The sequence below is a fragment of the Megamonas sp. genome (assembly GCF_986095205.1).
The window spans coordinates 38,007-61,868 of the sequence record NZ_CFQVBI010000071.1; the positions used below are offsets into that span (position 1 = coordinate 38,007).

The window sequence follows — 23,862 nt, forward strand, 5'->3', positions numbered from 1 at the left end:
TACACTTAGAGAAGGAGAACCATGATGTTAGGTGATTTATTACGTGAAACACGTGAACAAAAGAAATTATCATTAGAAGATGTAGAACAAGGTACTAATATACGTAAATTATATATAAAGTCCATTGAAGATGGTGATTATGATAAGCTTCCAGGTGAAGTATTTTTAAAAGGTTTTATCAAAACATATGGTAAATTTTTAGGTTTAAACAGCCTAGAACTTATTGAGCAATACAAAAAAGAAAAAAATGCGTCTACCTCTGAAAAAGAAGTAGAACCAACTAATCAAGTTCAAGAACAACCTGTTTCTCCTGCTCAACCTCCAAAAGTTGAAGAAAAAATAACTGAAAAAACTGCTGAACCAACTAAAGAAAAAAACATTCCTAAAATAGACTCTTTTGCTAGCAATCAAGCATATTTGCAACCAACTAAATCCAATAGCAAAAAAAATATTTTTCTCGTTATTATCATCTTAATTGTTATAATCGGCGGTGCAGTATTCTTTTTATCTAGCCAAGATACTTCTGATACTAAAGCTCCTGTACATACTACACAGCAGGAATCTACACAACAACCAGAGCAACAAGCTCAACAACCTGCTCCAGCTCCAGTTGTAAGTGGCGCTGAAGTAACAGCTGTATTCAATGAAGATTGTTGGACTGAAGTAAAAGTTGATGGTAACGTTGTTCTTTCTGAAACTGTAAAAAAAGGTAGCAATTTAAATTGGAAAGGTAATAATCAAATAGATATTACTGTAGGTAATGCTGGTGCTATTGATATTACATTCAACAATCAACCAGTTGGCAAATTAGGTGATATCGGTGCTGTTGTAACTAAGTCCTTCGTTGCTCCAAATGCACAAAATGCTCAAAATCAGCAACCAGCTACAGCTCAACCACAAAATCCAGCTCCTGCTAATAATGCACAAAACGCACCTGCTGCCAATGCTCAAAATGCTACTCAGCAACAAGCAAAATAATTAAAAATTTACAGACTTACTTAGAGGTGATATTATGAAATGCCCATTCTGTGCAGCTCCCGACAGCCGTGTAGTAGATTCCCGTACTACTGATGATGGTAATTCTATAAGACGACGCCGCGAATGTACAGTTTGCGGGAAAAGATTTACCACTTATGAAACTGTGGAAAAAGTACCATTAATGGTCATAAAAAATGATGGTAGTCGTGCTGTATTCGCTAAAGAAAAAATTCTTCAAGGTATTATTCGCTCTTGTTATAAACGAGATATACCTACTGAAAAAATCATCAAATTAGCTGATGATATTGAACGCGAAATCTGCAATACGATGAAACATGAAATTCCCAGCAAGATTATTGGTGAAATCGTCATGAAACATCTCAAGACTTTCGATAAAGTTGCTTATATTCGTTTTGCTTCTGTTTATCGTAAATTCTCAGATATCGATAATTTCAAGCAAGAATTAGAAAATCTTAATTCTATGAATAAAGATAAACTAAAATAAATTTATTCAAGCTCACTTTTGTGAGCTTTTTTCTTATTTATTATCATAAATTTAACTATAAGATAAAGGAGAATACGCCCACTTTGAATTGGAAATTAAAACAACAATTACAAGAAATGCTCAAACAAGAACAAGGATATAAAATCTTTCCTGGTGGCTTTCGCAAACGATTTGCCCTAGCTTATCCAAATTCTTATTTTGTTGGTATGTCTAATCTAGGTTTTCATATAATTTATGACCAAATAAACAACCGCAATGACAGTGCTTGTGAACGTTTCTTTTTGCCTGATAAAAATTTAATAGATGATTACACACGTACTCATACTCCGCTTATGAGTATGGAAACACAAACACCACTCCATGATTTTGCTTTAATTGGCTTTGCTATTTCTTTTGAAATGGACTATTTCAATATTTTACAAATGCTCTCTTTAGGTAAAGTAAAATTATTAGCTAACGAACGCACAGAAAAAGACCCAATTGTCATCGCTGGTGGCCCTTGTGCTACATTTAATCCTGAACCACTCTCATTATTTATCGATGCTTTCATCATTGGCGAAGGTGAAGAAACTATCAATAATTTCTTAGATGTATATAATGATCCATCTAATGAAAATTTATCCCGCAAAGAATTATTATTTAAACTTGCTCAAGTGCCAGGTGTCTATGTACCTTGTTTTTATGACCATATATATGATGAAAATAATAAACTTTCCGCCATCAAAACAAATGATGACGTTCCTCAAAAAGTCTCTCGTCAATGGATAAGAGATTTAGATGCTTATGATGGTAAAACTGTCATCACTACAGAAAATACAGAATTCAATTTATTTCTAATCGAAACATCTCGTGGCTGTGGTCGTCATTGTCGTTTTTGCATGGCAGGATATTGCTTTAGAAAACCTCGCCATCGCAGTTTAGATAAATTATTATCATATTTACCACAGGCAAAAAATCTGAATAAAAAAGTAGGTCTAATGGGCCCTGCAATATCCGATTATCCGCAAATCAATGAACTTTGCTCACATATTCGCAGCCAAGATATGCCTATGTCTGTCGCTTCTTTTCGTGCTGACTCTGTAACACAAGAATTAGTAGATGCTCTTGCTCAAAGTGGACAAAGAACATTGACGCTAGCACCTGAAGCAGGCAGTGAAAAAATCCGCCATATCATCAACAAAGGCATAGAAGAAGAACATCTCTTTAAATCCATCTCTATGGGTATAAATGCTGGCGTTAAAAATTACCGCTTATATATCATGGTAGGTCTTCCTAATGAAGATGAAAATGATATCAAAGCCATTGTCGATATGACTATTCGCTTAAAACAATATATGGAAAAACTTGGTTCTAAAGGCACTTTAACCTTGAGTATCAATCCATTTATCGCTAAACCATGCACACCATTTCAATGGAGTGCTATGGCAGATTTAAAACAAACGGAAAAATATTTTAAATATATAAAATCTGAACTAAAAAAATATAAAAATATTGAAGTTCAATTTGAATCCACTAAAGAATCATTTATCCAAGGTATATTAGCTAGAGGAGATAGAAAAATTTCTCAAGTAATTTATGAAGCTCATTTAAATGGCGGTAGCAAAGCATTTAAACGTGCCTTAAAAACTTTCAAAATCAATGCTGATGATTATTTATATCGCAATTTTGACAAAGAAGAATTACTTCCTTGGGATAGCTTAGATATGGGCTTTACTAAAGATTATTTATGGAAAGAATTGCAAACAGCACTTCAAGAAAAACACACTATACAATGTTTTGATGGTTGCAAGCGCTGTGGTGTCTGCAAATAATCCATATCTATTATCTTTTATCCTTTATATGTATATTTAGGAGTTGATATTTTTGTTCAAATTAATTCACGCTCAAAATAATTTATGGTATGGACAATTTTCTATTTTTCCTCAAGATAAAGTAATTCATGCCATATCTACTAGATTTAACGGTCATAGTAAAGCACCATTTGATGGCTTAAATTTAGCTCTTCATGTAAATGATAACCCAGATGATGTCATCGCCAATCGCCAATTATTTTGTGAAGGTTTAAATTTAGATAGTCATAAAATGACTACTTGTAAGCAAGTTCATGGCAATAAAGTAGCTTGTATCACTGAAGAAAATATCGGTAGTGGTGCTATTTCTTTTACAAATTCCATCGACGATACAGATGCCCTAATTACCAATCTAAAAAATGTACCACTCACTTTGTTTTTTGCAGATTGCACACCTATTATGATTTATGACCCTAAAAATAATGCTATTGGCGTAGCTCATGGCGGTTGGCGTGGCACTGTAGGCGAAATTGCCAAGCATACAGTAGCAGAAATGACTAAACATTATCACACTAATCCGAGTGATTGCCTAGCTTCCATAGGTCCATCTATAGGAGCATGTTGTTATGAAATAGGTGATGAGGTAGTTGCAAAGTTTAACGAAGTCTTCCAAAATGATAGCGATAAAATCTTGCATTTTAATCACGATAGTAAAAAATATCATTTAGACCTTTGGCAAGCAAATGCTATTATCTTACAAAGAGCAGGAGTTCTAGCTGATAATATTGATATGGCTAATACTTGCACATCTTGTAACAAAGATGTATTTTTCTCTTATCGCGCAGATAATGGCAAAACAGGTAGAATAGCTTCGATTATTTCACTTAAATAAATAATTTTACCTAAACTATGGATAATTTTCATAAATTATTATATTATTAAATAGATTATAAGATTTTCAGGGGATGAATTTCTATGATTAAAGAAAATTTAAAAACTGTTCAAGAACATATTAAAGAAAGTATAGCAAAAAGACATAATGCTGCTAGTGAAGATGTTTTATTAGTAGCAGTAACTAAAAATCATGATGTAGCTTCTATGCAAGAAGCTATTGATGCTGGTGCTAATGTAATCGGTGAAAATCGAGTACAAGAAGCCTTGCAAAAACATGAAACTTTAAATCGTGATGTAACATGGCATTTAATTGGTCATTTACAGACTAATAAAGCTAAATATGCTGTAAAACTATTTGATATGATTGAATCAGTAGATAGTATCAAATTAGCTGAAGCTCTAAATAAAGAAGCACAAAAAATCGACAAAGTTCAACAGGTATTAGTACAAGTTAATTTAGTCAAAGAAGCTTCAAAAACTGGGGTTTATTTAGAGGAATTAGACGAGCTTTTAGCGAAAATTGATATATTAAGCAATTTAAAACTTATGGGGCTAATGTTTATTGCACCAAAAGTAGATAATTTAGAAGATGTTCGTCCTATGTTTGCTCAAATGTTTAAACTCTTTAAACAAGTTCAAGCTAAAACATTTGCTACATCAGAAATAAAATATCTATCTATGGGCATGACACATGATTATCAAATAGCTATTGAAGAAGGTGCTAATATCGTTCGTGTTGGCACAGGTATCTTCGGCCCACGTCAATATTAAGGAGAAATATATATTATGAAAATTGTCGACAAAATCCGCAATAAGATGGGACAAAATCCTGAATCTGAAGAGTATATTGAAGAAGTAGATAACACTGATGATAGTGATTTACAAGCAACAACTTATCAAAATCCTGATAATGTTGTAGATTTTAAAAATAAAGCTAAAAATAACCAATTAAAAGTAATGGTAATTGAACCAGTTTCTTTTGACGATGCTCAGCAAGTAGCTGACCACATTCGCAACCATAAACCAGTTGTAGTCAACTTTGAAAACACTAGTAGCGATATTGCTAAACGCATTATTGATTTTATCAGTGGTACTACTTACGCTTTATCCGGCGATATCAAAAAAGTTGGTAAAAATGTATTTATGTGTGCCCCAAATAATGTTAGTGTTAACTTTACTGAAGAATTGAAAAAACCATCTTCTTCAACAACTATGCCTTGGGAAGAATAAACAAAAAGGATTGATTTTTTTATAATGGCAGACCGTGAAAAGATTATTCGCTTTTATAAAGGAACTGAAGGCGAAGAAATTGTTATAAAATTAATAGACGCAGTAGAAGCTGTAAACAAAACAAGAAAATTCCGTGCTACAGATTTTCTTGACCCTTATGGCTGTGAAATAGCAGAAACTGTAGTCGCTCACTATGATGGTATATCTGTTGATTTCTTTGGCGGATATATCGGTGCAGAAAGACAATGTGCTAACTTTGTGCATGAAGATTTTATGGGAAAACCTTCTTATAATATCTCTGTTGTCAAAGCTACATGGAATGATAAATTCTATCGCCTTTCGCATCGTGATGTTTTAGGTGCTCTCATGGGACTTGGCATCAAACGTGAGCAAATTGGTGATTTATTGATAACTTTAGGTATGGTAAAAATTATTTGCACTACTAAAATGGCTGATTTCATCTTACAAAATTTAACACAAATCGATTCAGCTAAAGTTAGTTGTGAATTAGATAACCTTGAAACTATCGCTCCTCGTGAAGAACGTTGCAAAGAAATAACTTCCACTGTAGCCTCTTTACGTATTGATTCTATCGCAGCTTCTGGATTTGGAGCTTCTCGCAGTAAAATGTCTTCTATGATCGATGCTGAAAAACTCAAATTAAATTGGCAGACTGTGAAAAGTGCCTCCCAAATGGTAAAACAAGGTGATATCATTTCTATTCGTGGACGTGGTCGCCTAGAAGTAGCTGAAGTTCGTGGAACTACAAAAAAAGGACGTACTGTTGTTTTATTAAAACGTTATCTTTAAAAATGGGAGACTTATTTGTGTTTTTTTTATCCTCTTTTGTTATTTTAATCATCGTCTTAGACCAATTAATTAAATATTTAGTTGTAAACAATATGTTTTTAGGTGAGTCCATTCCTGTTATTCCTCATTTATTGCATCTCACTTATATTTTAAATCCAGGTGCAGCCTTTGGTATTTTAGAAAATCAGCGTTTCTTTTTTATCCTTATCGCTGTAATTTTGATATTCGCTATCGTTTATTTTTATTCTAAAATCATAAAACTAAATAAATTATTTCAGTTAGGTATAGCTATGCTTTTCAGTGGTGCTATCGGTAATATGATTGACCGTATATTCATCGGTAAAGTAGTCGATTATATCGATTTTCGCATTTGGCCTATTTTCAATCTTGCTGATATTGCTATTGTTTGTGGCTGTATCATCATCATTTACGAACTATTATTTATTACAGATAAAGGAACAAACTCATGATAAAAACATATACAATCTCTGATGAAATAGGCACTAGATTAGATGTTTTTCTTGCCGGTCAAGAAGATAATCCATCTCGTGCTAGTATTCAAAAAATGATTACTGATGGTGCTATAACTGTCAACAATGAAGTAAAACGTGCTAATTATAAATTAAAAGCTAATGACCAAATCACTATGGTATTTGAACCACCTACAGAAATTGAAGTAAAACCAGAAAATATTCCACTTGATATTCTTTATGAAGATAACGATATTATCGTCATCAATAAAGCTCGTGGTATGGTAGTTCATCCTGCTGCTGGAGTTTACAGCGGAACTTTAGTAAATGCTTTACTTTATCATTGTCATGATGAATTATCCGGTATCAATGGCAAAATTCGTCCTGGTATTGTTCATCGCCTAGATAAAGATACTTCAGGCGTTATGGTCGTTGCCAAAAATGATTTTGCTCATAATGACTTAGCCTTGCAAATAGGCAGTAAAACAGCTATTAAAGAATATGTAGCTTTAGTTCATGGTAATATCACAGAAGAAAAAGGCATTATCAATGGTAATATCGGTCGCCACCCTATTGACCGTAAAAAAATGGCAGTTGTAACAAATGGCGGAAAACCAGCAACTACTGTTTTTCACGTACTAGAACGCTATAAAAATTGTACATTCGTGCAATGTCGATTATTGACAGGTAGAACACATCAAATTCGTGTTCATATGGCATATATCGGACACCCACTTATCGGTGATCCTAAATATTGCAATAGTAAAAATAAATTCAATATCGAAGGACAAGCTCTTCATTCTTTAAATTTAAAAATCATTCATCCACGCACAAAAGAAGAAATGACTTTTACTGCACCAATTCCTGAAGATATGGAAAACTTATTAAAATATTTTCGTCAAACCATTTAAACTTTTATTTAAATCATCAATATCATGAAGTTTATTTAAGGATGTGATTAATAATGGCTAAACTAATTGAAAAAACTGTTGTTATGGACGGTAAAGCTATCGAACGTGCTTTAACTCGTATCGCACATGAAATAATCGAAAAAAATAAAGGCACTAAAGATGTCATCATTGTTGGCATTAGAAAACGTGGTGTGCCTTTAGCTGAAAGATTATCATCTATTATCGAAAATATCGAAGGTGTTCATATTCCTATCGGTGTTTTAGATATCACTTTATATCGTGATGACTTAGCTCATATGTCTTATCAGCCACTAATTCAAGAAACTCATATTGATGAAGATATCACTAATAAAACTCTTGTTTTAGTAGATGATGTTTTATACACAGGTAGAACTATCCGTGCTGCCTTAGATGCTCTAATTGATTTAGGCAGACCTAAAAAAATTCAATTAGCTGTTTTAATCGACAGAGGACATCGTGAATTACCTATTCGTGCTGATTATGTAGGTAAAAATGTTCCTACTGCTACAAAAGAAGCTATTGCAGTAAAATTAACTGATACTGACGATTGCGATAAAGTTTTCATTGGCGAATACATTTAAAAAAAGCTGTAATTTTTAAGCATAAAAACTTAAAAATTACAGCTTTTTAATTAATACATATCTCTTAAATATTTACCTACAGAACCAAAATCACTCATACTGCCTTTTATGTCTATGTTACCATGACCGTCTACATATTTTTCTAGTTTTCTCTTTACTCTTTGTAGCGCATTATCAATTGATTTTACATGTCTATGTAATTCTACAGCAATTTCTTGATAAGATTTACCATCAAGATATGCAATTAAGACTTTCCATTCTAAATCACTTAATAATTTTTCCATCTTATCTTCAATATCTAAGAATTCTTCACGATGAATCATCATCTCTTCAGGGTCAATAACAACAGAGCCAGAAATTATATCTAGCAAGGTACGGTCTGATTCTTCATCATAAATTGGTTTATTTAGCGATACATATGAATTTAATGGTATATGTTTTTGTCTTGTAGCTGTCTTTACTGCCGTTATAATCTGTCGTGTAATACACATTTCGGCAAATGCTCTAAATGAAGATAATTTATCACTGCGAAAATCTCGGACACCTTTATATAGTCCTATCATTCCTTCTTGAATGATATCTTCTCTATCAGCACCAATTAAAAAATACGCTCTTGCCTTTACTCTAACTAAATTGCGATATTTTTTTATGATATAATCTAGTGCGACATCATCATGCTTTTCTTTTATCTGCATTACAATTTCTTCATCAGTCATTTTATCTAGACATTTAATTTTTTCTTCTAATTCTTTACTATTATTTATCTCCATCGCACTATCTCCTCTGTGAAAATAACAACGATTTCCAAAATTTGCAAGTTATATCCAGAATTATACCATTGAGGTTGTGTTTCAGTCAAGCCAATATTATAGATAATCAGAATATTTATACAGTTTAATTTTAATATTATGCAAAATTAAAATTTAGTAAAATTAGATGAAAAGCTTTATATTCTCTGCTATAATGAACTTAACCATTCATAATATGCTATTTTTTATTTTTATATAAATCCTAATACAATAGTTATCTTATATCGTATGATTAGTATTCATATGTAAAAGCATATTAATAAACAAAATTATTTATAGAAGGGATTTTTTATGTTAATCTTAGCTTCATCTTCACCGCGTCGTAAAGAGTTATTAGCACAAATCGGTTGCAAATTCGTTTGTCGTCCTAGCAGTTGTGAAGAACTCACTTTTCGCGATGAACCCAATCCACAAAAATTAGTTATGCAAAATGCTATTTTAAAAGCAAAAGCCAGCATTGATAACCATCATAAAGATGAAATAATTTTAGGTTCTGACACTGTAGTTGCCTTAGACAACAAAATTTATGGTAAACCTAAAGATGATAATGATGCTTTTTGTATGCTCAAAAATCTTTCAGGAAAAACACATCAAGTTTGCACTGGTATCGCATTGATAAAAAATGGAAAAATATTTTCTGATGTTTGCACTACTGATGTTACCATGAAAAATTTATCTGATGAGGAAATTTTAAATTATATTAAAACAAAAGAACCACAAGATAAAGCAGGAGCTTATGCTATTCAAGGATTAGCTTCTATTTTTATTGAAAAAATCAATGGCTGTTATTTTAATGTAGTAGGTTTACCTTTAAATTGTTTATATAATTTATGTAAAAAAGCTGATGTTGATTTATGAGCACAAGTATCAAAGATTTACCTGATGAAGAACGACCCCGCGAAAAACTTTTAACTCTTGGAGCCAAAGCTTTAAGCAATGTTGAATTATTAGCTATATTATTACATTCTGGTACACGAAAAAAATCTGTATTTGAATTATCTCAAGAAATTTTAGCTAAATATAAAGAAGATGGCTTGGCTTCTCTTGTGAATTCTTCACCAAAAGAATTGATTTCCATAAAAGGTTTAGGGCTTGCTAAAGTTACTACGCTGTTAGCTGCTATTGAATTAGGTTTGCGTCTAGCAAAAAAACCTTCTGCACAAAAATTGGCGATAAAAAGACCTTTAGATGTAGTAAATTATGTAATGCCTAGACTTCGCTATGAGAAAAAAGAACACTTTGCCATTTTACTTTTAGATACTAAAAATCAAATCATTGCTTTTCCAGATATTTCTATAGGAAGCTTAAATGCTTCTATAGTTCACCCTCGTGAAGTTTTTCGCTGTGCTATCAATCATTTTGCTTCATCTATGATACTTGTACACAATCACCCTAGTGGCGATCCTAGCCCAAGTATGGAAGATATTCATATAACAAAAAAGCTAATAGAAGGCAGTAAAATACTTGATATAGAAATTTTAGATCATATTATTGTTGGAGATAATAAATTTACTAGCTTAAAACAACAAGGTATGATAAAATAAGTAGTCAGATTGTTATAAAATTGAAGGGAGAATGTTTTAACATGAAGTGGAATTTATTTGGTGGTTTTTCCCAAGATATCGGTATCGATTTAGGAACAGCCAATACCCTTGTGCATTTAAAAGGAAAAGGTATTGTGCTTAGAGAACCATCTGTTGTTGCTATTAGAAAGGATACAGGAGCAGTTCTTGCTGTTGGTTCTGATGCCAAAGGCATGATTGGTCGTACTCCAGGCAATATCGTAGCTATTCGCCCAATGAAAGATGGCGTAATTGCTGATTTTGAAGTTACTCAAGCAATGTTAAAATACTTTATCAATAAAGCTAGAAATGGTTCTTCCTTTAGCAAACCACGTGTTGTTGTAGGTGTACCATCTGGTGTAACTGAAGTAGAAAAACGTGCTGTTATAGATGCTGCTATTCAAGCAGGTGCTAGAGAAGCATATTTAATTGAAGAACCTATGGCTGCTGCTATTGGTGCTGGTCTACCTGTTGAAGAAGCTACTGGTAGTATGGTAGTTGATATCGGTGGTGGTACTACAGAAATCGCTGTTATATCCCTTGGTGGTATTGTTACAAGCTGTTCTCTTCGTGTTGCTGGTGACGCTTTAGACACTGCTATCATTCAATATATAAAACGTAAATACAGCCTCATGATTGGTGAACGTACTGCTGAAGAAATCAAAATGTCTATCGGTAATGCTATGGTTAGTGATGACATGGAAAAAGATTTTGAAATCCGTGGTCGTGACCTCGTTAGTGGCTTGCCAAAAACATTAAAAATTCATGCTGAAGAAATCACTGAAGCTTTGAAAGAACCAGTTAAGAAAATTGTTGATGTTGTAAAAGTAACACTTGAAAGAACACCACCTGAACTTGCTGCTGATATCTTAGACCGTGGTATCATGCTAACTGGTGGCGGTGCTTTATTACACAATTTAGATAAATTACTTTCTCAAGAAACAGGTATGCCTGTAATCATTGCTGAAGACCCATTATCTTGTGTTGGTGAAGGTACTGGTAAATCTTTAGAAAATATCAATCTCTTAAACAATGTAATTATTAGTGATAAGAAGTTGAATAAATAATGAAATCACCCTCTAAACGTTCATTAATCGTCTTATTTATCATTATAAGCATAATTTGTATTCTCTTTTTTGCTGCTATTGGTAGATTTAATGCACCACTTGCTAATTCTATTGTTGTAAACGTTTTAGCACCATTTCAATCTGTTACTAGCGCAGTTTCAAGTAAATGTAATGATTTTCGTAACTATGTCTATGATGTATTTTATGTTTACGACCAAAATAGAGAATTAAAAGCTCAAAACGATGATTTAAAACTCAAGGTTGCTCGTACAGCTGAGCTTGAAGCAGAAAATGCTAATCTGCGTCAATTATTAAATTATAAAAAAGCTAATTTGCAATTTGATTTATTACCTGCCAACGTTATTGGTCGTGATAGTGCTACTTGGAGCAGTCATATCATTATCAATCGTGGTACAGATGATGGTGTACAAAAAAATATGACTGTCATTACTCCTGATGGTCTTGTAGGTAATATTCATGAAGCTTATGCTTCTTATTCTGAAGTTGAACTTATCACTGACCCTCGCTCTGCTGTTGGTTCTATTGTTCAACGTGCTGATTCTCGAGTAGCTGGTATAGTCAAAGGTTCTGCTGATTCCAATTCAGCAATCAATATGACTAATATCCCACAAAACGCTAATATCGTAGAAGGCGATACTATCATCACTTCTGGTTTTGGTGGTATCTATCCAAAAGGAATTCCTATCGGCTCTGTAGCTGCTATAAAAAATGATTCTGGTGGATTATTACAATATGCAACTTTATACCCTTGTGTAGATTTTCAAAAACTTGAAAATGTTGCTGTTATCATTAACCATCGTGAAGTAGCTCAACCTGCTGCAACTCCAGCTCCTACAGCACCAGCTCAAGCAAATGCTCAAACTCCAGCTCAACCTACTACAGGTGATACAAAATGAAAACAGTAATACCATGTTTTTTATTAATATTCATTGCCTATATTCTACAATCATCTGTTTTTAACATTATTGCTTATGATGGAATTTCTGTAGATTTAATCTTATTATTAGTTATTTTCTTTAGCATTATTTATGATAAATATGCTATTTTATATGGATTTTGTGCAGGATTATTTCAAGATTTAGCTTCTGGTACATTCCTTGGTATTCATACTCTAAGTCTTGTTATCATCTGTATCTTAATCCATAAGATATCTCAACTAATCTACAAAGAAAATATATTTTTACCTATTGTAGCTAGTGTATTTTCTACTTTTTTAAATTATTTTATCATTGCTTTATTCATCTTTTTATTAGGTTATAGTTATAATATCTGGCTTGTCATAAACAATATGATTATCGCTCTTATCTATAATCTAGTATTTGCTTATCCTGTATATTTTATCGTTGTTAAAATCGACGCTAAACTTCAATATTGGATAAAAAGATCTGAACAATTCTAACCTTAGGTTAGCAATTAATTTTAGAGTGATGAATAGCTCACAATCATAAATAATTTATAAAAAATCTAAAAGAGTATGATATAATTATATTAACTTTTAGGTAAGCATATTTTTATATCTATACGATATTAAATGACTTTAAGACACCTAAGGGTGTCTTAATTTATTATAGGAGTAAATTAAAGTTGAAATTTCTTGATAAACGTTTAAAAATTTTAGCTGCTATTGTAACACTTATAGTTGTTGCACTCATTAGTCGATTAGTTTATTTACAAATCTATCAAGGCGAATATTTTTCTAAATTAGCAGATGGTAACCGCATTCGTCTTGTTTCCACGTCTGCACCTCGAGGCATTATCTATGACCGCAATGGTGTACAATTAGTAAATAATCGACCTGCTTTTACTGTAGAATTATTGCCATCTTTAGAGCCTGTATCTCCTGAAGTAGTGGCTCGTTTGGCTACTTTATTAAATATCAGTGTTGATGAAATAAATGAAAAAATTGCTCATCACTCTGGTTTTGACCCTGTTACCTTAAAAATAGATGTGCCACCTGAAATAGTAACTATCATTGAAGAACAACAAGATTTATACCCAGGTGTATTTATCGATACAAAACCAGTACGTAATTATATCTATAAATATGAAGGAGCTCATGCTCTTGGTTATGTAAGTGAAATCAGCGATAGTGAACTTGAAGACAAGAAAAAAGCTGGTGATGATTCCTATAAATTAGGTGATATCATTGGTAAATTCGGTCTTGAAAAATACTATGATAAATACCTTCGTGGTATTCCTGGTGGTGAACAAGTCGAAGTTGACGTTACCGGTCGTCCTGTTCAACGTCTAGGCATGAAAAATCCTGTAAGTGGTGCAAGTCTTACTTTGACTATTGACCACAATCTTCAAGAAGCTACAGAAAAAGCCATGGACGAAGTAATGTCTGGCATCAATGCGCAGGCTGCTGCCGCTGTAGTATTAAATCCTCAAACTGGCGAAGTATTAGCTATGGTTAGTCGTCCAACTTATGACCCAAATTTATTTGCTCTTGGTATTTCCACTAAAGACTGGAATGCTATAAATAATAATCCACATTATCCTCTTGATAATAAAGCTGTAACTGGTGAATATCCTCCTGGTTCCACTTTCAAAATCATCACAGGTACCGCTGCTTTAATGGAAAAAGTAGTAACTCCTGATGAATTGATTTTTGACTCTGGTCAGCACTGGATAATTCCAAAAACAAATGCTGATGGTGAAGCTTTAGGTTATATCAATTTTGAACAAGCCTTAGCTCATTCTGATAACGTTTATTTCTACGAAATGGGTAACCGTTTAGGCATCGATAGATTAGCAAAATGGGCTCGTATCTTTGGTATTGGTGAAAAAACAGGCATAGACTTACCATATGAAGCTGTAGGTAATGTCGCTTGCCCTGAATACAAACGTAAGGTATTTGATGAAGATTGGTATCTTGCTGAAACATTTGACGCTTCCATAGGTCAAGGGTTTACACTTGCTACACCATTACAAATGGCTTTAGTTATGAGTGAAGCTGCTAATGGTGGTAAAAAATATCGCCCATATTTAGTAAAAGATATCATTGCTCCAGATGGTACGGTAATCAAACATTTTGATCCAGTAGTTGAACGTGATTTAAATATCGATCCATCTGTTATCAGTCTTGTTCAAGAAGGTCTACATGAAGTTAGTACTGTCGGTACAGCAGCTGCCATGTTTAAAGACTTCCCTGTGCCAATTGCTGGTAAAACAGGTACTGCCGAAAACTCTCATGGTCGTGAACATGGTTGGTTTGTAGCTTACGGTCCATTTGATAATCCTAATATTGCTGTAGCTGTTATCGTAGAAAATGCAGGTTATGGTGCTACTTCTGCCGTACCTATTGGATATAAAATTCTAAGTGCTGCTTTTGGTTTAGATAAGCCGAAAACTCCAGAAAATCAACCAGCTCCTGCACAACAATAATAATAAAATGAAGTGATTATATGAATGAATTAATAACGTTTAAAGGTTCTAATGATGGCTTAATTTTAGTCATAACAAAAAAAGCTAATTTCAATCAAATTAAAGAAGCATTAAGTAAAAAATTAGCTTCTTGTTCCAATTTTTTTGAAGCTAATACTACTATATTGCTCAAAGATGATAAATTCTCTCAAGAAGAGCAAAATATCTTAGCTGATATCTTAAAACAATATCAATTAAATTTAAAAATTGTAGCTGTTGATAAGACAGCTACAAACCAACATTGTTCAGCACAAAATCCGCCATTAATCATCAAACGCACTGTACGTGGAGGCGAAGAAATTTTTTCTAAAGGCTCTATCGTCATTGAAGGAAATGTCAATCCTGGTGCTAAAATCATAGCTGGTGGAAATATTGATATTCATGGTCATTGTCGTGGCATTGTCTATGCTGGAGCCTATGGCGATATTAATTCTTATATAATTGCTGATAAATTATCGCCACTGCAAATACGCATAGCACATTTAATTGCTAGAGCACCAGATAATAGTGAAAACATTACTGATAATAAAAAATCATCAACTCCTGAAAAAGCTATTATCTGTGATAATACCATTATCCTAGAGCCATTCAATCGAGAAAATTAATTTGCACAAAGTATATAATTGTAAAGAGAGGTGCTTTTCTGTTTGTCTTGTAGTGCAAAAAGGCAACAGTAATCTTATATGACCCAAACTAATACAAATTGTAAAATCATTGTTATTACTTCTGGTAAAGGTGGTGTAGGCAAAACTACTACTACAGCCAATATAGGTGCTGGTCTTGCCATGAAAGGATATAAAGTCGCACTTATTGATACAGATACAGGGCTTCGCAATCTTGATTTATTATTAGGTTTAGAAAATCGCATTATGTATGATTTAGTAGATGTAACATCTGGTAAAATTCCTTACAAAAAAGCCCTTGTTCGCCATAAAAAATATGAGACATTATTCTTATTGCCTACATCCCAGACAAAAGATAAACTCGCCGTATCTCCTGAACAAGTTGTCGCTTTATGTTCAGAAATGAGTGCAGATTTTGATTTCATCTTGATTGACTGCCCTGCTGGTATTGAACAAGGTTTCAAAACAGCTGTAGCTGCTGCTGATATCGCTTTAGTTGTTACTATGCCTGAAATCTCTGCTGTTCGTGATGCTGATAAAATTATTGGTGAATTGAACCGCGCTGATAAAGAAAATATCTTATTAATCGTCAACAGAATTCGTCCTGATATGGTAGCTAAAGGTGAAATGCTAGACCTTGATGATATCAACGATATCTTAGCCATAAAATGTATCGGTCAAATTCCAGATGATGAAATGGTCGTATCTTCTACTAACCGTGGTGAACCTGTAATCGCTAATACAAAATCTCAAGCTGGTATAGCTTATCAAAATATCACTAGACGTCTTTGTGGTGAAGATGTTCCATTTATGACTTTCCGTACTAAAGAGTCTTTCTTTGATAGATTAAAAAAATTATTTTAATTAAGGAGAGCATAATATTATGTTTGAGGTTGTAATGAAATTATTAAATAGAAATCAAAAAACATCTAAAGAAATTGCTAAAGATAGATTAAAAGTTGTATTAATTCATGACCGTGCTAATATTTCTCCTGAAGTTATGCAAGCTTTAAAAAACGATATAATTGAGGTAATTTCTCATTACATGGATATAAATAAAAATGAAATGGAAATTTCGCTAGAAAATGATGATAATTCTGTTGCATTATTAGCTAATATCCCTGTAAATCGCATCAAAAATCAAGCTAAAAGATAAATTATAGGCAAGCATTTATTTTTAATAAGTGCTTGTCCTTTTATTTTTTACTCAATATTTATCATCTATTTATTAGATTAGTATTTATTGCTTTGCTTTACACTTCATCTAAAAAAATGGTACAATATAACATAATGATTATCAAATTATCCCATATTAATGAGGTTTATATTAATGAACAAATTCCATAAAAGACTTTGTGTCTTAATTTTTTTCGTATCTGTGATTTCTGCTGGAGTCATCTATTTCACAGTGGATATTAATACTTTATCTAGTTTGACACAGTTCAATCCTCTAGCAATAATCGCAGCTTTGATTTCCATTAGCTTTGGTTTATTTTTAGATGGTTTAAGACTTGTCCAGTTAGTTAATATCTCCAACGAAAAAATCTCATTTTCACAAGCATTACATGTAGTATTTGGCAATTATTTCTTAGCACTGCTAACACCTGGTTTCAGCGGTGGTGCAATTGCTCAAGTACTCTTTTTACGTCATGCTGAAATACCTGTCGGAAAGGCCACTATAATTGTCATTGTCCGCACAATTTTATCTATCATGTTTTTAATCATGTGCATGCCATTCATCTTTATGCATGATGCAGGTATAATCCCATGGATTTCTGATGAAACTTTAATGATTATCTCTAGTTTGGCTTTTTTAGTCATTTTAATGTTGATTTGGTGTTTCAAGCATAATTACTTAGATTATCTAGTAATTAAATTTGTTCGTCGACTTTCTTATAAAAAAGCAAAAGCATTTCTTTCTTTTTATCGAGATAATAAATTAGCTATAAAACTTTTATTAGCTTCACCTTTAAAAATGCTTAAAGTCTATATTACGTCGGGCTTAAGTTTACTTTTTATCTATGCTATCGTACCAATTTTAATGTTTAGTTTAACTGATGATTTTGATGGTGTCTTAGCCATGGGACGTATGATAATTTTAAATATCTTACTTTACTTTTCTCCAACGCCAGGGGGTTCTGGTATCGCCGAAGGTGGCTTTATATTATTGTTCAACTCTATGTTGCCAGAAGGTACTGTCGGTATTGTAGCTGTTACATGGCGCTTAATCGCTGAATATATACCTTTCCTCATTGGTTTTTACTATACAATTAAAGTCTTTGGTCGAGATTTTTTAAATAAACCACTTATAAAATAATCTTTTAAAATTTTATTTATGGAGGCAAATTTTATTTAATGGAAGACTTTAATGAACGCATAGTTTCTGGTGGCGAGATGGATATTGATAATTGGCAGTATTCTCTACGCCCTAAGAAATTACAAGAATATATAGGACAAGATAAAGTCAAAGATAATTTATCTATTTTCATTCAAGCAGCTTTAAATCGCAATGAAGCTCTTGACCATGTACTTTTATACGGACCTCCTGGACTCGGTAAAACTACACTTGCCAATATTATCGCTAATGAAATGGGAGTAAACTTCCGTGTAACTTCTGGGCCAGCTATTGAACGCTCTGGCGATTTAGCGGCACTACTTACGAATCTCACCGAAAAAGATGTATTATTCATTGATGAAATTCACCGTCTTTCTCACAGCGTAGAAGAAGTTTTATATTCCGCTATGGAAGATTTTGCCTTGGATATCATCATCGGTAAAGGGCCAAGCGCTCGCTCTATTCGTCTTGACATTGCACCATTTACACTCATTGGAGCGACTACTAAAGCTGGTGCCTTGGCTTCTCCACTACGTGATCGCTTTGGTGTTATTTCTCGCCTAGAATATTACACGCCTGAATCATTAGTTTTTATTATCAAGCGCTCCGCTGAAATCTTAAATATACCTATCGAAGATAGAGGAGCTTTGGAAATCGCGCGTCGCTCTCGTGGAACACCTCGAGTAGCTAATCGCCTTTTAAAACGAGTTCGTGATTTCGCTCAAATAAAAGGCGACGGTATCATCACTGATGAAATCGCAGATACAGCTCTAGCTATGCTTGAAATTGACAAGATGGGACTTGACCATATCGACCGCAATATTTTACTCACTATGATTAATAAATTCGGTGGTGGCCCTGTTGGTCTTGAAACATTAGCTGCAGCAGTAAGCGAAGAAACAGATACTATCGGTGATGTTTATGAGCCTTATTTACTTCAATTAGGCTTTATCAATCGCACTCCTAGAGGGCGAGTTGTTACCAAGCTTGGTTATGAACATCTTGGTTTAACAAAAACGGAATAATTTATATTTATTTAGGGAGTTTATAAATGAATATATTACTTCATATGTGTTGTGGTCCATGCGCTTGTTATCCAGTGCCAAAACTTCGCTCAGAAGGTCATGATATTACAGGATATTTTTTCAATCCTAATATTCACCCTTATAAAGAATTTAAGCACCGTTTAGCAACTGCACAAGAATATGCACAAAAAGTTGATTTAAAACTTATCGTAGATACAAATTATCAATTACGAGATTTTTTACAACGTGCTTTAACTATCGAAAAAAATACAGATGGTCTTAATTTAGATAATCGACGCTGCCGTATGTGTTATGCTTGGCGACTTCATCAAACAGCAATCTATGCTAAAGAAAATAATTTTGATGCATTCTCATCAACTTTATTTGTCAGTCCTTATCAAAACCATGAAATGATGAAAGATGTCGCTCAAAAAATTTCTCAAGCGGTAGGTATTCCTTTCTTCTATGAAGATTTTCGACCAGGATTTGCTGAAGGAACACAAACAAGCATTGATTTAGAATTATATCGTCAACCTTATTGTGGTTGTATCTTCAGTGAAGAAGAACGTTATTCCAATTCTTTCAAGAAAAAACGCAAAAAAAAATTAAAAGCTCTCTTTAATGAGCAAAATAATAAATGATGTGATGGGGTTTTTATGATATCTATTACTACTGCAACAGCTGATGATTTAATAACTCTTGCAGATATTGAGCAAATATGTTTTTCATCCCAAGAAAGTGCTAGTTTAAATACTTTAAAATCCAGATTTGATGTATTTCCTAATCATTTCTTAGTAGCCAAAATTCATAAACATGATGACAATGAAATTATAGGTTTTGTCAATGGTATGGTAACTGATGAAGAAACTATTACTGATGAAATGTATACAAATGCTAAACTTCATCAACCACAAGGAAAGTATCAAACAATCTTTGGTATTGATGTATTGCCATCTTATCAACATTTAGGCATTGCAACTAAATTAATGAAAAATCTTATTGAAAAGGCTCAAAAAGAAAAACGCACTGGAATTATTTTATGTTGTAAACATCAACTTATTCCATTTTATGAACAATTCGGATTCCAAAATTTAGGTATTTCTAAATCTACACATGGTGGCGTTGTCTGGTATGACATGCTCCTAAATATATAAAAAATCCTCTATAGTTAGTGATGAATAATTCATTTAACTATAGAGGATTTTTTTATACTGCTTTATTTACTTTTAACATTTTTTCCTTTGGTGATTTTTTTATTCCCGCAAAGAAGAAACCTATACTTAATACAGTGAATAAAATACCACCTAAAACTACATTATTTATACCAAATTCATCAATGAAAATACCACATACAAAAGCTGCTATACAAGTACCTACATTTGTAGCTACCAAAAATAAAGCATTAGCAAAATCAGGCACATTAGATGCCACTCTTGTTATCCAATACTGATTAATATTAGCAGCACAACCCACGAGTATTCCCCAGATTAAAACTATACCCATGATTACAAATCCCATATTGCCTAAAAATAGCATTACTAAAAATAATACTGTCAATAAAAATGGATATATCCCTACAAATGAAAGTGGTCTTTGGCTTAATAATCTACCAGCAATAACATTGCCTAAAATATTTGCTAAACCAAAAATCAAAAGTGTAATGCTCACAAATTCTGTGGATAATAGCGATACTCTTTCTAAATAATCGGCTAAATAACTATATACACCAAAATTTGCACCATTTAATAAAATTACAGCTATCAAAGCCCACCATAAATTAATATCTTTTAAAATTTTGAGCTGAGAGCCATAAGACATTTTTTCTTTAACTGGCATAGATGGTACATATATTATTGTCAATGCTAAAGCGATTAAATTCACCAAAGCAAAAGCAAGCATAGCTATTTCTAAAGAAAATAAATTTGCAATATAACTCATAACTGGTACACCAAGTACCATACCAGCCGAAACACCAACCATTACTTTTGCCACTGCCTTAGGTGCTTCTTTTTCTGATACAGATGAAGAAGCTATCGCAAAGGATAATGAAACATATACAGGGTGTAAAAAGGCAGGCACTACTCTTGCCACTAATACAAGCCAAAAACTTCCTGCAAAGGCAGATATTACATTACAGATAAAAAAAGTTCCCAAAGATATTATCATAATCGTTTTGCGATTATATTTAGATAATAATAAAGGTAATATCGGGCCAGACACAGCTACTGCTAAAGCAAATAAACTAACTAATAAACCCGCCACAGATATTTCTATATTATAAGTACTTGCAACTATTGGCAATATACCAATGACACCCATCTCCGTATTTAAGATACTAAATACGCCTATAGTCAAAATAAATACGATTAAATTATTCTTAGTCATAATTTCGCTCCTAAATACATCTTGAAAATATCAATAAATTATTTTATTTATTCAAAGCTTTATTTAAAACTTTTACATATTCATTGACTACATCTTTTGCATATTGTGTATCAGGTGCAATCACTTCAAAAGCATGATACGCTCCTGGATAAACATGTAATTCTGCTGGCACACCTGCTTGAGCTAATCTTGCCATATAATTTATAGTATCATCTCTAAATGGGTCTAAATTACCTACACAAGAATATGCTGGTGGCAAACCTGTCAAATCTTTTGCTCTAGCTGGAGCCATATAATAAGACACTTCATCTGTTCCTGCTAAATCACCAATATAAGCATGCCATGCGTATTTATTAGCTACATTATTCCAAACTCGCAAATCTATATTTTCTTGACTTGCTGGTGTCTGAAATCTATCGTCAATCATTGGATAAAGAGGCATTTGAAAAGCTAATTTATATTCGCCTTTATCTCTAGCCATTAAAGCAGTAGCTGCACATAATCCGCCACCTGCACTAGCACCAGCTACAGCAATTCTATCCTTATCTACACCTAATTTATCTGCATTTTTAAATAAATAACCTAAGGCTGTATAGCAGTCATTTAAACTAGCTGGATATTTATTTTCAGGCGCTAATCTATAATCTACGGCTACAACTACTGCACTTACTTCTTTAGCAAAGCGAATACTTTGCATTTCATCTTGTTCAGGCACACCAAATAAATATCCACCACCATGTATCCACAAAATACCAGCTAAATTATCTTGTTTATTCACTGGCTTATAAATGCGCAAACGTAAATCCTTATCACTATCAGGATTTTCTACATATACATCATATACATTTACATTTTCATCTTTTGGTAAATCCTTAGAACCAACTAAATTATTGAATAAATCCTTATATCCTTGTACACCAGTTTTAGCAAAATCCATCTCGCTACTTTGTTTTAATGCTGGTAATAATTCTTTATCTGTTCTTGTTTCTGTATCAGATATATCTTTTGCCAGTGCACTAACAGACATCATCAAAATTAAATAACAGCATAATATTATTTTCATACATAATTTCATCTTTTATCGCTCCCTTTTATTTATATTATTTTTGATTAAAAATTACTTCCAATTTCACTTACCAATAAAAAAGAGAAGTAACATTACTTCTCTTTCTCACTAACAAATACTACGTTAAATACTTAATTACTTTAAAATTCTTTTAAGTAAATTTTTTATTTCTTATAAATTATCTTTAAAAAACTCTGTTAGTTTTGCAAATGGAATTACATCTGTTCTATCATATAAATCCACATGACCTGCATTCGGTACAATATATAATTCTTTTGGCTCTGCTGCTAATTTATAAGCATCTTCACTAAATTCTTTAGAATGAGCATCTTCTCCAGCGATAAATAACAATGGTCTTGGAGAAATTGTTTCGATATCATTAAATGGATAGAAATTCATGAATTTCACATTACTTGTAAGTGTTGGGTGTGTTGTTGTATTTGCACTATATCCTCTTGTAGTACGATAAAAATCATAAAATTCTTTTTCAATATCAGAAGGATTTTCACTCAATCTATCAGCTGTACCACTTGTATATTTGCGTTCTTGCCCTAAAAATTCACTATAACGCTGATTAGACGCTTCTTTGATGATTTCTTTTCTCTGTTCTACGCTTTGGCTATGACCTAAAGCACTTCTAGTAGCTGTACCCATATCATACATACTAACAGTAGCTATAGCTTTTAAACGAGAATCAATTTTTGCTTCGCTGATAGCAAAACTACCACTACCACAGATACCAATAACACCAATTCTATCTTTATCCACAAAATCACGTGTACCTAAATAGTCAACTGCTGCACTGAAATCTTCTGCATAAATATCAGGAGATACGCTATTTCTTGGCAGACCTTCACTTTCTCCCCAAAAAGATAAATCCATAGCTAAAGTTACAAAACCTTGTTCTGCCATTTTTGTAGCATATAAATTTGCCGATTGTTCTTTCACCGCTCCCATAGGGTGTCCTACGATAATAGCTGGAGCTTTTTCATTCTGCGCTAAATTTTTAGGTACGAATAAATTGCCCACAACTGTCATATTATATTGATTTTTAAATTCAACTTTTTGCATATTTACTTTATCACTTTGATAAAAATTATCTGCACCTCTTGACATATCTGGTTTATAATTCTTATCGAAGGCACTTTTTGGTGCTTGCAAATTATCACTTGCTGATACCATATTCATATTTATGCACCCCATTGTCCCTAGTGCCAAACACATGGTAATTGCTCTAACTATTTTTAAATTTTTCTTAAAGTTCATCACTAACCCACCTTTATATTTACTCTCTTTTTTTAGATTAATAAATAATTTTTTCTTTGCTTTCATTATAATTTACCATTTCTACTA

Annotated in this window: 27 protein-coding genes; 23 read left to right on the plus strand and 4 right to left on the minus strand. The window is 32.8% G+C overall.

All coding sequences use genetic code 11. The annotated features are described in order from the left end of the window. The first annotated feature begins 21 nt into the window (after positions 1 to 21). From AC5LAX_RS10315 to pyrR, 10 genes are all read left to right on the plus strand, one after another. A complete protein-coding gene (locus AC5LAX_RS10315) occupies positions 22 to 978 on the plus strand; it encodes a helix-turn-helix domain-containing protein (protein ID WP_288909246.1) in 957 nt (318 codons plus the stop codon). 34 nt (positions 979 to 1,012) lie between these two features. Then, positions 1,013 to 1,483: a transcriptional regulator NrdR gene (nrdR, locus tag AC5LAX_RS10320; protein WP_008537218.1), complete on the plus strand. Its 471-nt coding sequence runs from the start codon at positions 1,013 to 1,015 to the stop codon at positions 1,481 to 1,483. An 83-nt stretch (positions 1,484 to 1,566) separates the two neighbouring features. Continuing rightward, positions 1,567 to 3,294 carry a TIGR03960 family B12-binding radical SAM protein gene (locus tag AC5LAX_RS10325; protein ID WP_288909245.1) on the plus strand — a complete coding sequence of 576 codons (1,728 nt, stop codon included), beginning with the start codon at positions 1,567 to 1,569 and terminating at the stop codon, positions 3,292 to 3,294. 52 nt (positions 3,295 to 3,346) lie between these two features. Beyond that, complete coding sequence (gene pgeF, locus AC5LAX_RS10330; RefSeq protein WP_288909244.1) at positions 3,347 to 4,165, plus strand: peptidoglycan editing factor PgeF; 819 nt, start codon at positions 3,347 to 3,349, stop codon at positions 4,163 to 4,165. Positions 4,166 to 4,248: 83 nt separating this feature from the next. Continuing rightward, positions 4,249 to 4,938, plus strand: coding sequence for a YggS family pyridoxal phosphate-dependent enzyme (locus tag AC5LAX_RS10335; protein ID WP_018999450.1), 690 nt, complete (start codon positions 4,249 to 4,251; stop codon positions 4,936 to 4,938). 15 nt (positions 4,939 to 4,953) lie between these two features. Then, the gene (locus tag AC5LAX_RS10340; RefSeq protein ID WP_008537214.1) at positions 4,954 to 5,397 is read left to right on the plus strand and encodes a cell division protein SepF; all 444 of its coding nucleotides are present in this window, start codon (positions 4,954 to 4,956) and stop codon (positions 5,395 to 5,397) included. Between the two features lie 24 nt (positions 5,398 to 5,421). Next, on the plus strand, positions 5,422 to 6,207 hold the full coding sequence (locus AC5LAX_RS10345; RefSeq protein WP_288909242.1) for a YlmH family RNA-binding protein: 786 nt from the start codon (positions 5,422 to 5,424) through the stop codon (positions 6,205 to 6,207). A 17-nt stretch (positions 6,208 to 6,224) separates the two neighbouring features. Beyond that, positions 6,225 to 6,677 (plus strand): signal peptidase II, encoded by a 453-nt coding sequence (gene lspA, locus AC5LAX_RS10350; RefSeq protein ID WP_018999451.1) that lies wholly within the window; start codon positions 6,225 to 6,227, stop codon positions 6,675 to 6,677. After that, on the plus strand, positions 6,674 to 7,588 hold the full coding sequence (locus tag AC5LAX_RS10355; RefSeq protein WP_022228236.1) for an RluA family pseudouridine synthase: 915 nt from the start codon (positions 6,674 to 6,676) through the stop codon (positions 7,586 to 7,588). The genes lspA and AC5LAX_RS10355 overlap by 4 nt, the downstream gene beginning before the upstream one ends. A gap of 53 nt (positions 7,589 to 7,641) precedes the next feature. After that, positions 7,642 to 8,190, plus strand: coding sequence for a bifunctional pyr operon transcriptional regulator/uracil phosphoribosyltransferase PyrR (gene pyrR, locus AC5LAX_RS10360; RefSeq protein ID WP_008537209.1), 549 nt, complete (start codon positions 7,642 to 7,644; stop codon positions 8,188 to 8,190). 50 nt (positions 8,191 to 8,240) lie between these two features. Here pyrR and sigH read toward each other — a convergent pair whose 3' ends face one another. Beyond that, a complete protein-coding gene (sigH, locus tag AC5LAX_RS10365) occupies positions 8,241 to 8,960 on the minus strand; it encodes an RNA polymerase sporulation sigma factor SigH (RefSeq protein ID WP_008537208.1) in 720 nt (239 codons plus the stop codon). 330 nt (positions 8,961 to 9,290) lie between these two features. Between sigH and AC5LAX_RS10370 the strand changes: the two genes are divergently transcribed. From AC5LAX_RS10370 to AC5LAX_RS10430, 13 genes are all read left to right on the plus strand, one after another. Next, positions 9,291 to 9,857 (plus strand): Maf family protein, encoded by a 567-nt coding sequence (locus AC5LAX_RS10370; protein ID WP_115151964.1) that lies wholly within the window; start codon positions 9,291 to 9,293, stop codon positions 9,855 to 9,857. Continuing rightward, positions 9,854 to 10,543, plus strand: a complete 690-nt coding sequence (gene radC / locus AC5LAX_RS10375) for a RadC family protein (protein ID WP_193526343.1) — start codon at positions 9,854 to 9,856, stop codon at positions 10,541 to 10,543. Before AC5LAX_RS10370 ends, radC begins: the two co-directional genes overlap by 4 nt. Positions 10,544 to 10,584: 41 nt before the next feature. Continuing rightward, entirely contained in the window at positions 10,585 to 11,628 is a 1,044-nt protein-coding gene (locus AC5LAX_RS10380) for a rod shape-determining protein (RefSeq protein WP_008537205.1), read from the plus strand. After that, a complete protein-coding gene (gene mreC / locus AC5LAX_RS10385) occupies positions 11,628 to 12,545 on the plus strand; it encodes a rod shape-determining protein MreC (protein WP_008537204.1) in 918 nt (305 codons plus the stop codon). The genes AC5LAX_RS10380 and mreC overlap by 1 nt, the downstream gene beginning before the upstream one ends. Continuing rightward, positions 12,542 to 13,048, plus strand: coding sequence for a rod shape-determining protein MreD (mreD, locus tag AC5LAX_RS10390; RefSeq protein ID WP_008537203.1), 507 nt, complete (start codon positions 12,542 to 12,544; stop codon positions 13,046 to 13,048). Before mreC ends, mreD begins: the two co-directional genes overlap by 4 nt. Before the next feature lie 185 nt (positions 13,049 to 13,233). After that, positions 13,234 to 15,036, plus strand: a complete 1,803-nt coding sequence (mrdA, locus tag AC5LAX_RS10395) for a penicillin-binding protein 2 (RefSeq protein WP_193526345.1) — start codon at positions 13,234 to 13,236, stop codon at positions 15,034 to 15,036. Between the two features lie 20 nt (positions 15,037 to 15,056). Next, positions 15,057 to 15,680 (plus strand): septum site-determining protein MinC, encoded by a 624-nt coding sequence (locus AC5LAX_RS10400; protein WP_018999456.1) that lies wholly within the window; start codon positions 15,057 to 15,059, stop codon positions 15,678 to 15,680. Between the two features lie 78 nt (positions 15,681 to 15,758). Then, a complete protein-coding gene (minD, locus tag AC5LAX_RS10405) occupies positions 15,759 to 16,562 on the plus strand; it encodes a septum site-determining protein MinD (RefSeq protein WP_008537200.1) in 804 nt (267 codons plus the stop codon). Between the two features lie 19 nt (positions 16,563 to 16,581). Further along, a complete protein-coding gene (gene minE / locus AC5LAX_RS10410) occupies positions 16,582 to 16,854 on the plus strand; it encodes a cell division topological specificity factor MinE (RefSeq protein WP_008537198.1) in 273 nt (90 codons plus the stop codon). A gap of 174 nt (positions 16,855 to 17,028) precedes the next feature. Further along, positions 17,029 to 18,015 carry a lysylphosphatidylglycerol synthase transmembrane domain-containing protein gene (locus AC5LAX_RS10415; protein ID WP_008537197.1) on the plus strand — a complete coding sequence of 329 codons (987 nt, stop codon included), beginning with the start codon at positions 17,029 to 17,031 and terminating at the stop codon, positions 18,013 to 18,015. Between the two features lie 38 nt (positions 18,016 to 18,053). Beyond that, positions 18,054 to 19,058, plus strand: coding sequence for a Holliday junction branch migration DNA helicase RuvB (ruvB, locus tag AC5LAX_RS10420; RefSeq protein ID WP_008537196.1), 1,005 nt, complete (start codon positions 18,054 to 18,056; stop codon positions 19,056 to 19,058). Positions 19,059 to 19,084: 26 nt separating this feature from the next. Then, complete coding sequence (locus AC5LAX_RS10425) at positions 19,085 to 19,699, plus strand: epoxyqueuosine reductase QueH (RefSeq protein WP_117584721.1); 615 nt, start codon at positions 19,085 to 19,087, stop codon at positions 19,697 to 19,699. A 15-nt stretch (positions 19,700 to 19,714) separates the two neighbouring features. Then, a complete protein-coding gene (locus AC5LAX_RS10430; RefSeq protein ID WP_008537194.1) occupies positions 19,715 to 20,212 on the plus strand; it encodes a GNAT family N-acetyltransferase in 498 nt (165 codons plus the stop codon). A 52-nt stretch (positions 20,213 to 20,264) separates the two neighbouring features. On the opposite strand, the gene AC5LAX_RS10435 is transcribed toward AC5LAX_RS10430, so the two are convergent. From AC5LAX_RS10435 to AC5LAX_RS10445, 3 genes are all read right to left on the minus strand, one after another. Beyond that, on the minus strand, positions 20,265 to 21,443 hold the full coding sequence (locus AC5LAX_RS10435) for an MFS transporter (protein ID WP_018999457.1): 1,179 nt from the start codon (positions 21,441 to 21,443) through the stop codon (positions 20,265 to 20,267). A gap of 43 nt (positions 21,444 to 21,486) precedes the next feature. Further along, positions 21,487 to 22,518, minus strand: coding sequence for an alpha/beta hydrolase (locus tag AC5LAX_RS10440; RefSeq protein WP_288909240.1), 1,032 nt, complete (start codon positions 22,516 to 22,518; stop codon positions 21,487 to 21,489). Positions 22,519 to 22,680: 162 nt separating this feature from the next. Beyond that, a complete protein-coding gene (locus AC5LAX_RS10445; RefSeq protein ID WP_258553983.1) occupies positions 22,681 to 23,775 on the minus strand; it encodes an alpha/beta hydrolase in 1,095 nt (364 codons plus the stop codon). Positions 23,776 to 23,862 lie beyond the last annotated feature (87 nt).

Bases quoted from the DNA above. Each gene is read 5' to 3' on its own strand.
- AC5LAX_RS10430 (WP_008537194.1), top strand. From the start codon at position 19,715: ATGATATCTATTACTACTGCAACAGCTGATGATTTAATAACTCTTGCA.
- minE (WP_008537198.1), top strand. From the start codon at position 16,582: ATGTTTGAGGTTGTAATGAAATTATTAAATAGAAATCAAAAAACATCT.
- AC5LAX_RS10440 (WP_288909240.1), bottom strand. From the start codon at position 22,518: ATGAAATTATGTATGAAAATAATATTATGCTGTTATTTAATTTTGATG.
- AC5LAX_RS10425 (WP_117584721.1), top strand. From the start codon at position 19,085: ATGAATATATTACTTCATATGTGTTGTGGTCCATGCGCTTGTTATCCA.
- AC5LAX_RS10445 (WP_258553983.1), bottom strand. From the start codon at position 23,775: ATGAACTTTAAGAAAAATTTAAAAATAGTTAGAGCAATTACCATGTGT.
- sigH (WP_008537208.1), bottom strand. From the start codon at position 8,960: ATGGAGATAAATAATAGTAAAGAATTAGAAGAAAAAATTAAATGTCTA.
- AC5LAX_RS10315 (WP_288909246.1), top strand. From the start codon at position 22: ATGATGTTAGGTGATTTATTACGTGAAACACGTGAACAAAAGAAATTA.
- pyrR (WP_008537209.1), top strand. From the start codon at position 7,642: ATGGCTAAACTAATTGAAAAAACTGTTGTTATGGACGGTAAAGCTATC.
- AC5LAX_RS10415 (WP_008537197.1), top strand. From the start codon at position 17,029: ATGAACAAATTCCATAAAAGACTTTGTGTCTTAATTTTTTTCGTATCT.
- AC5LAX_RS10370 (WP_115151964.1), top strand. From the start codon at position 9,291: ATGTTAATCTTAGCTTCATCTTCACCGCGTCGTAAAGAGTTATTAGCA.
- AC5LAX_RS10345 (WP_288909242.1), top strand. From the start codon at position 5,422: ATGGCAGACCGTGAAAAGATTATTCGCTTTTATAAAGGAACTGAAGGC.
- AC5LAX_RS10335 (WP_018999450.1), top strand. From the start codon at position 4,249: ATGATTAAAGAAAATTTAAAAACTGTTCAAGAACATATTAAAGAAAGT.
- AC5LAX_RS10355 (WP_022228236.1), top strand. From the start codon at position 6,674: ATGATAAAAACATATACAATCTCTGATGAAATAGGCACTAGATTAGAT.
- AC5LAX_RS10400 (WP_018999456.1), top strand. From the start codon at position 15,057: ATGAATGAATTAATAACGTTTAAAGGTTCTAATGATGGCTTAATTTTA.
- AC5LAX_RS10435 (WP_018999457.1), bottom strand. From the start codon at position 21,443: ATGACTAAGAATAATTTAATCGTATTTATTTTGACTATAGGCGTATTT.
- ruvB (WP_008537196.1), top strand. From the start codon at position 18,054: ATGGAAGACTTTAATGAACGCATAGTTTCTGGTGGCGAGATGGATATT.
- mreC (WP_008537204.1), top strand. From the start codon at position 11,628: ATGAAATCACCCTCTAAACGTTCATTAATCGTCTTATTTATCATTATA.
- nrdR (WP_008537218.1), top strand. From the start codon at position 1,013: ATGAAATGCCCATTCTGTGCAGCTCCCGACAGCCGTGTAGTAGATTCC.
- AC5LAX_RS10380 (WP_008537205.1), top strand. From the start codon at position 10,585: ATGAAGTGGAATTTATTTGGTGGTTTTTCCCAAGATATCGGTATCGAT.
- AC5LAX_RS10340 (WP_008537214.1), top strand. From the start codon at position 4,954: ATGAAAATTGTCGACAAAATCCGCAATAAGATGGGACAAAATCCTGAA.
- minD (WP_008537200.1), top strand. From the start codon at position 15,759: ATGACCCAAACTAATACAAATTGTAAAATCATTGTTATTACTTCTGGT.
- radC (WP_193526343.1), top strand. From the start codon at position 9,854: ATGAGCACAAGTATCAAAGATTTACCTGATGAAGAACGACCCCGCGAA.
- mreD (WP_008537203.1), top strand. From the start codon at position 12,542: ATGAAAACAGTAATACCATGTTTTTTATTAATATTCATTGCCTATATT.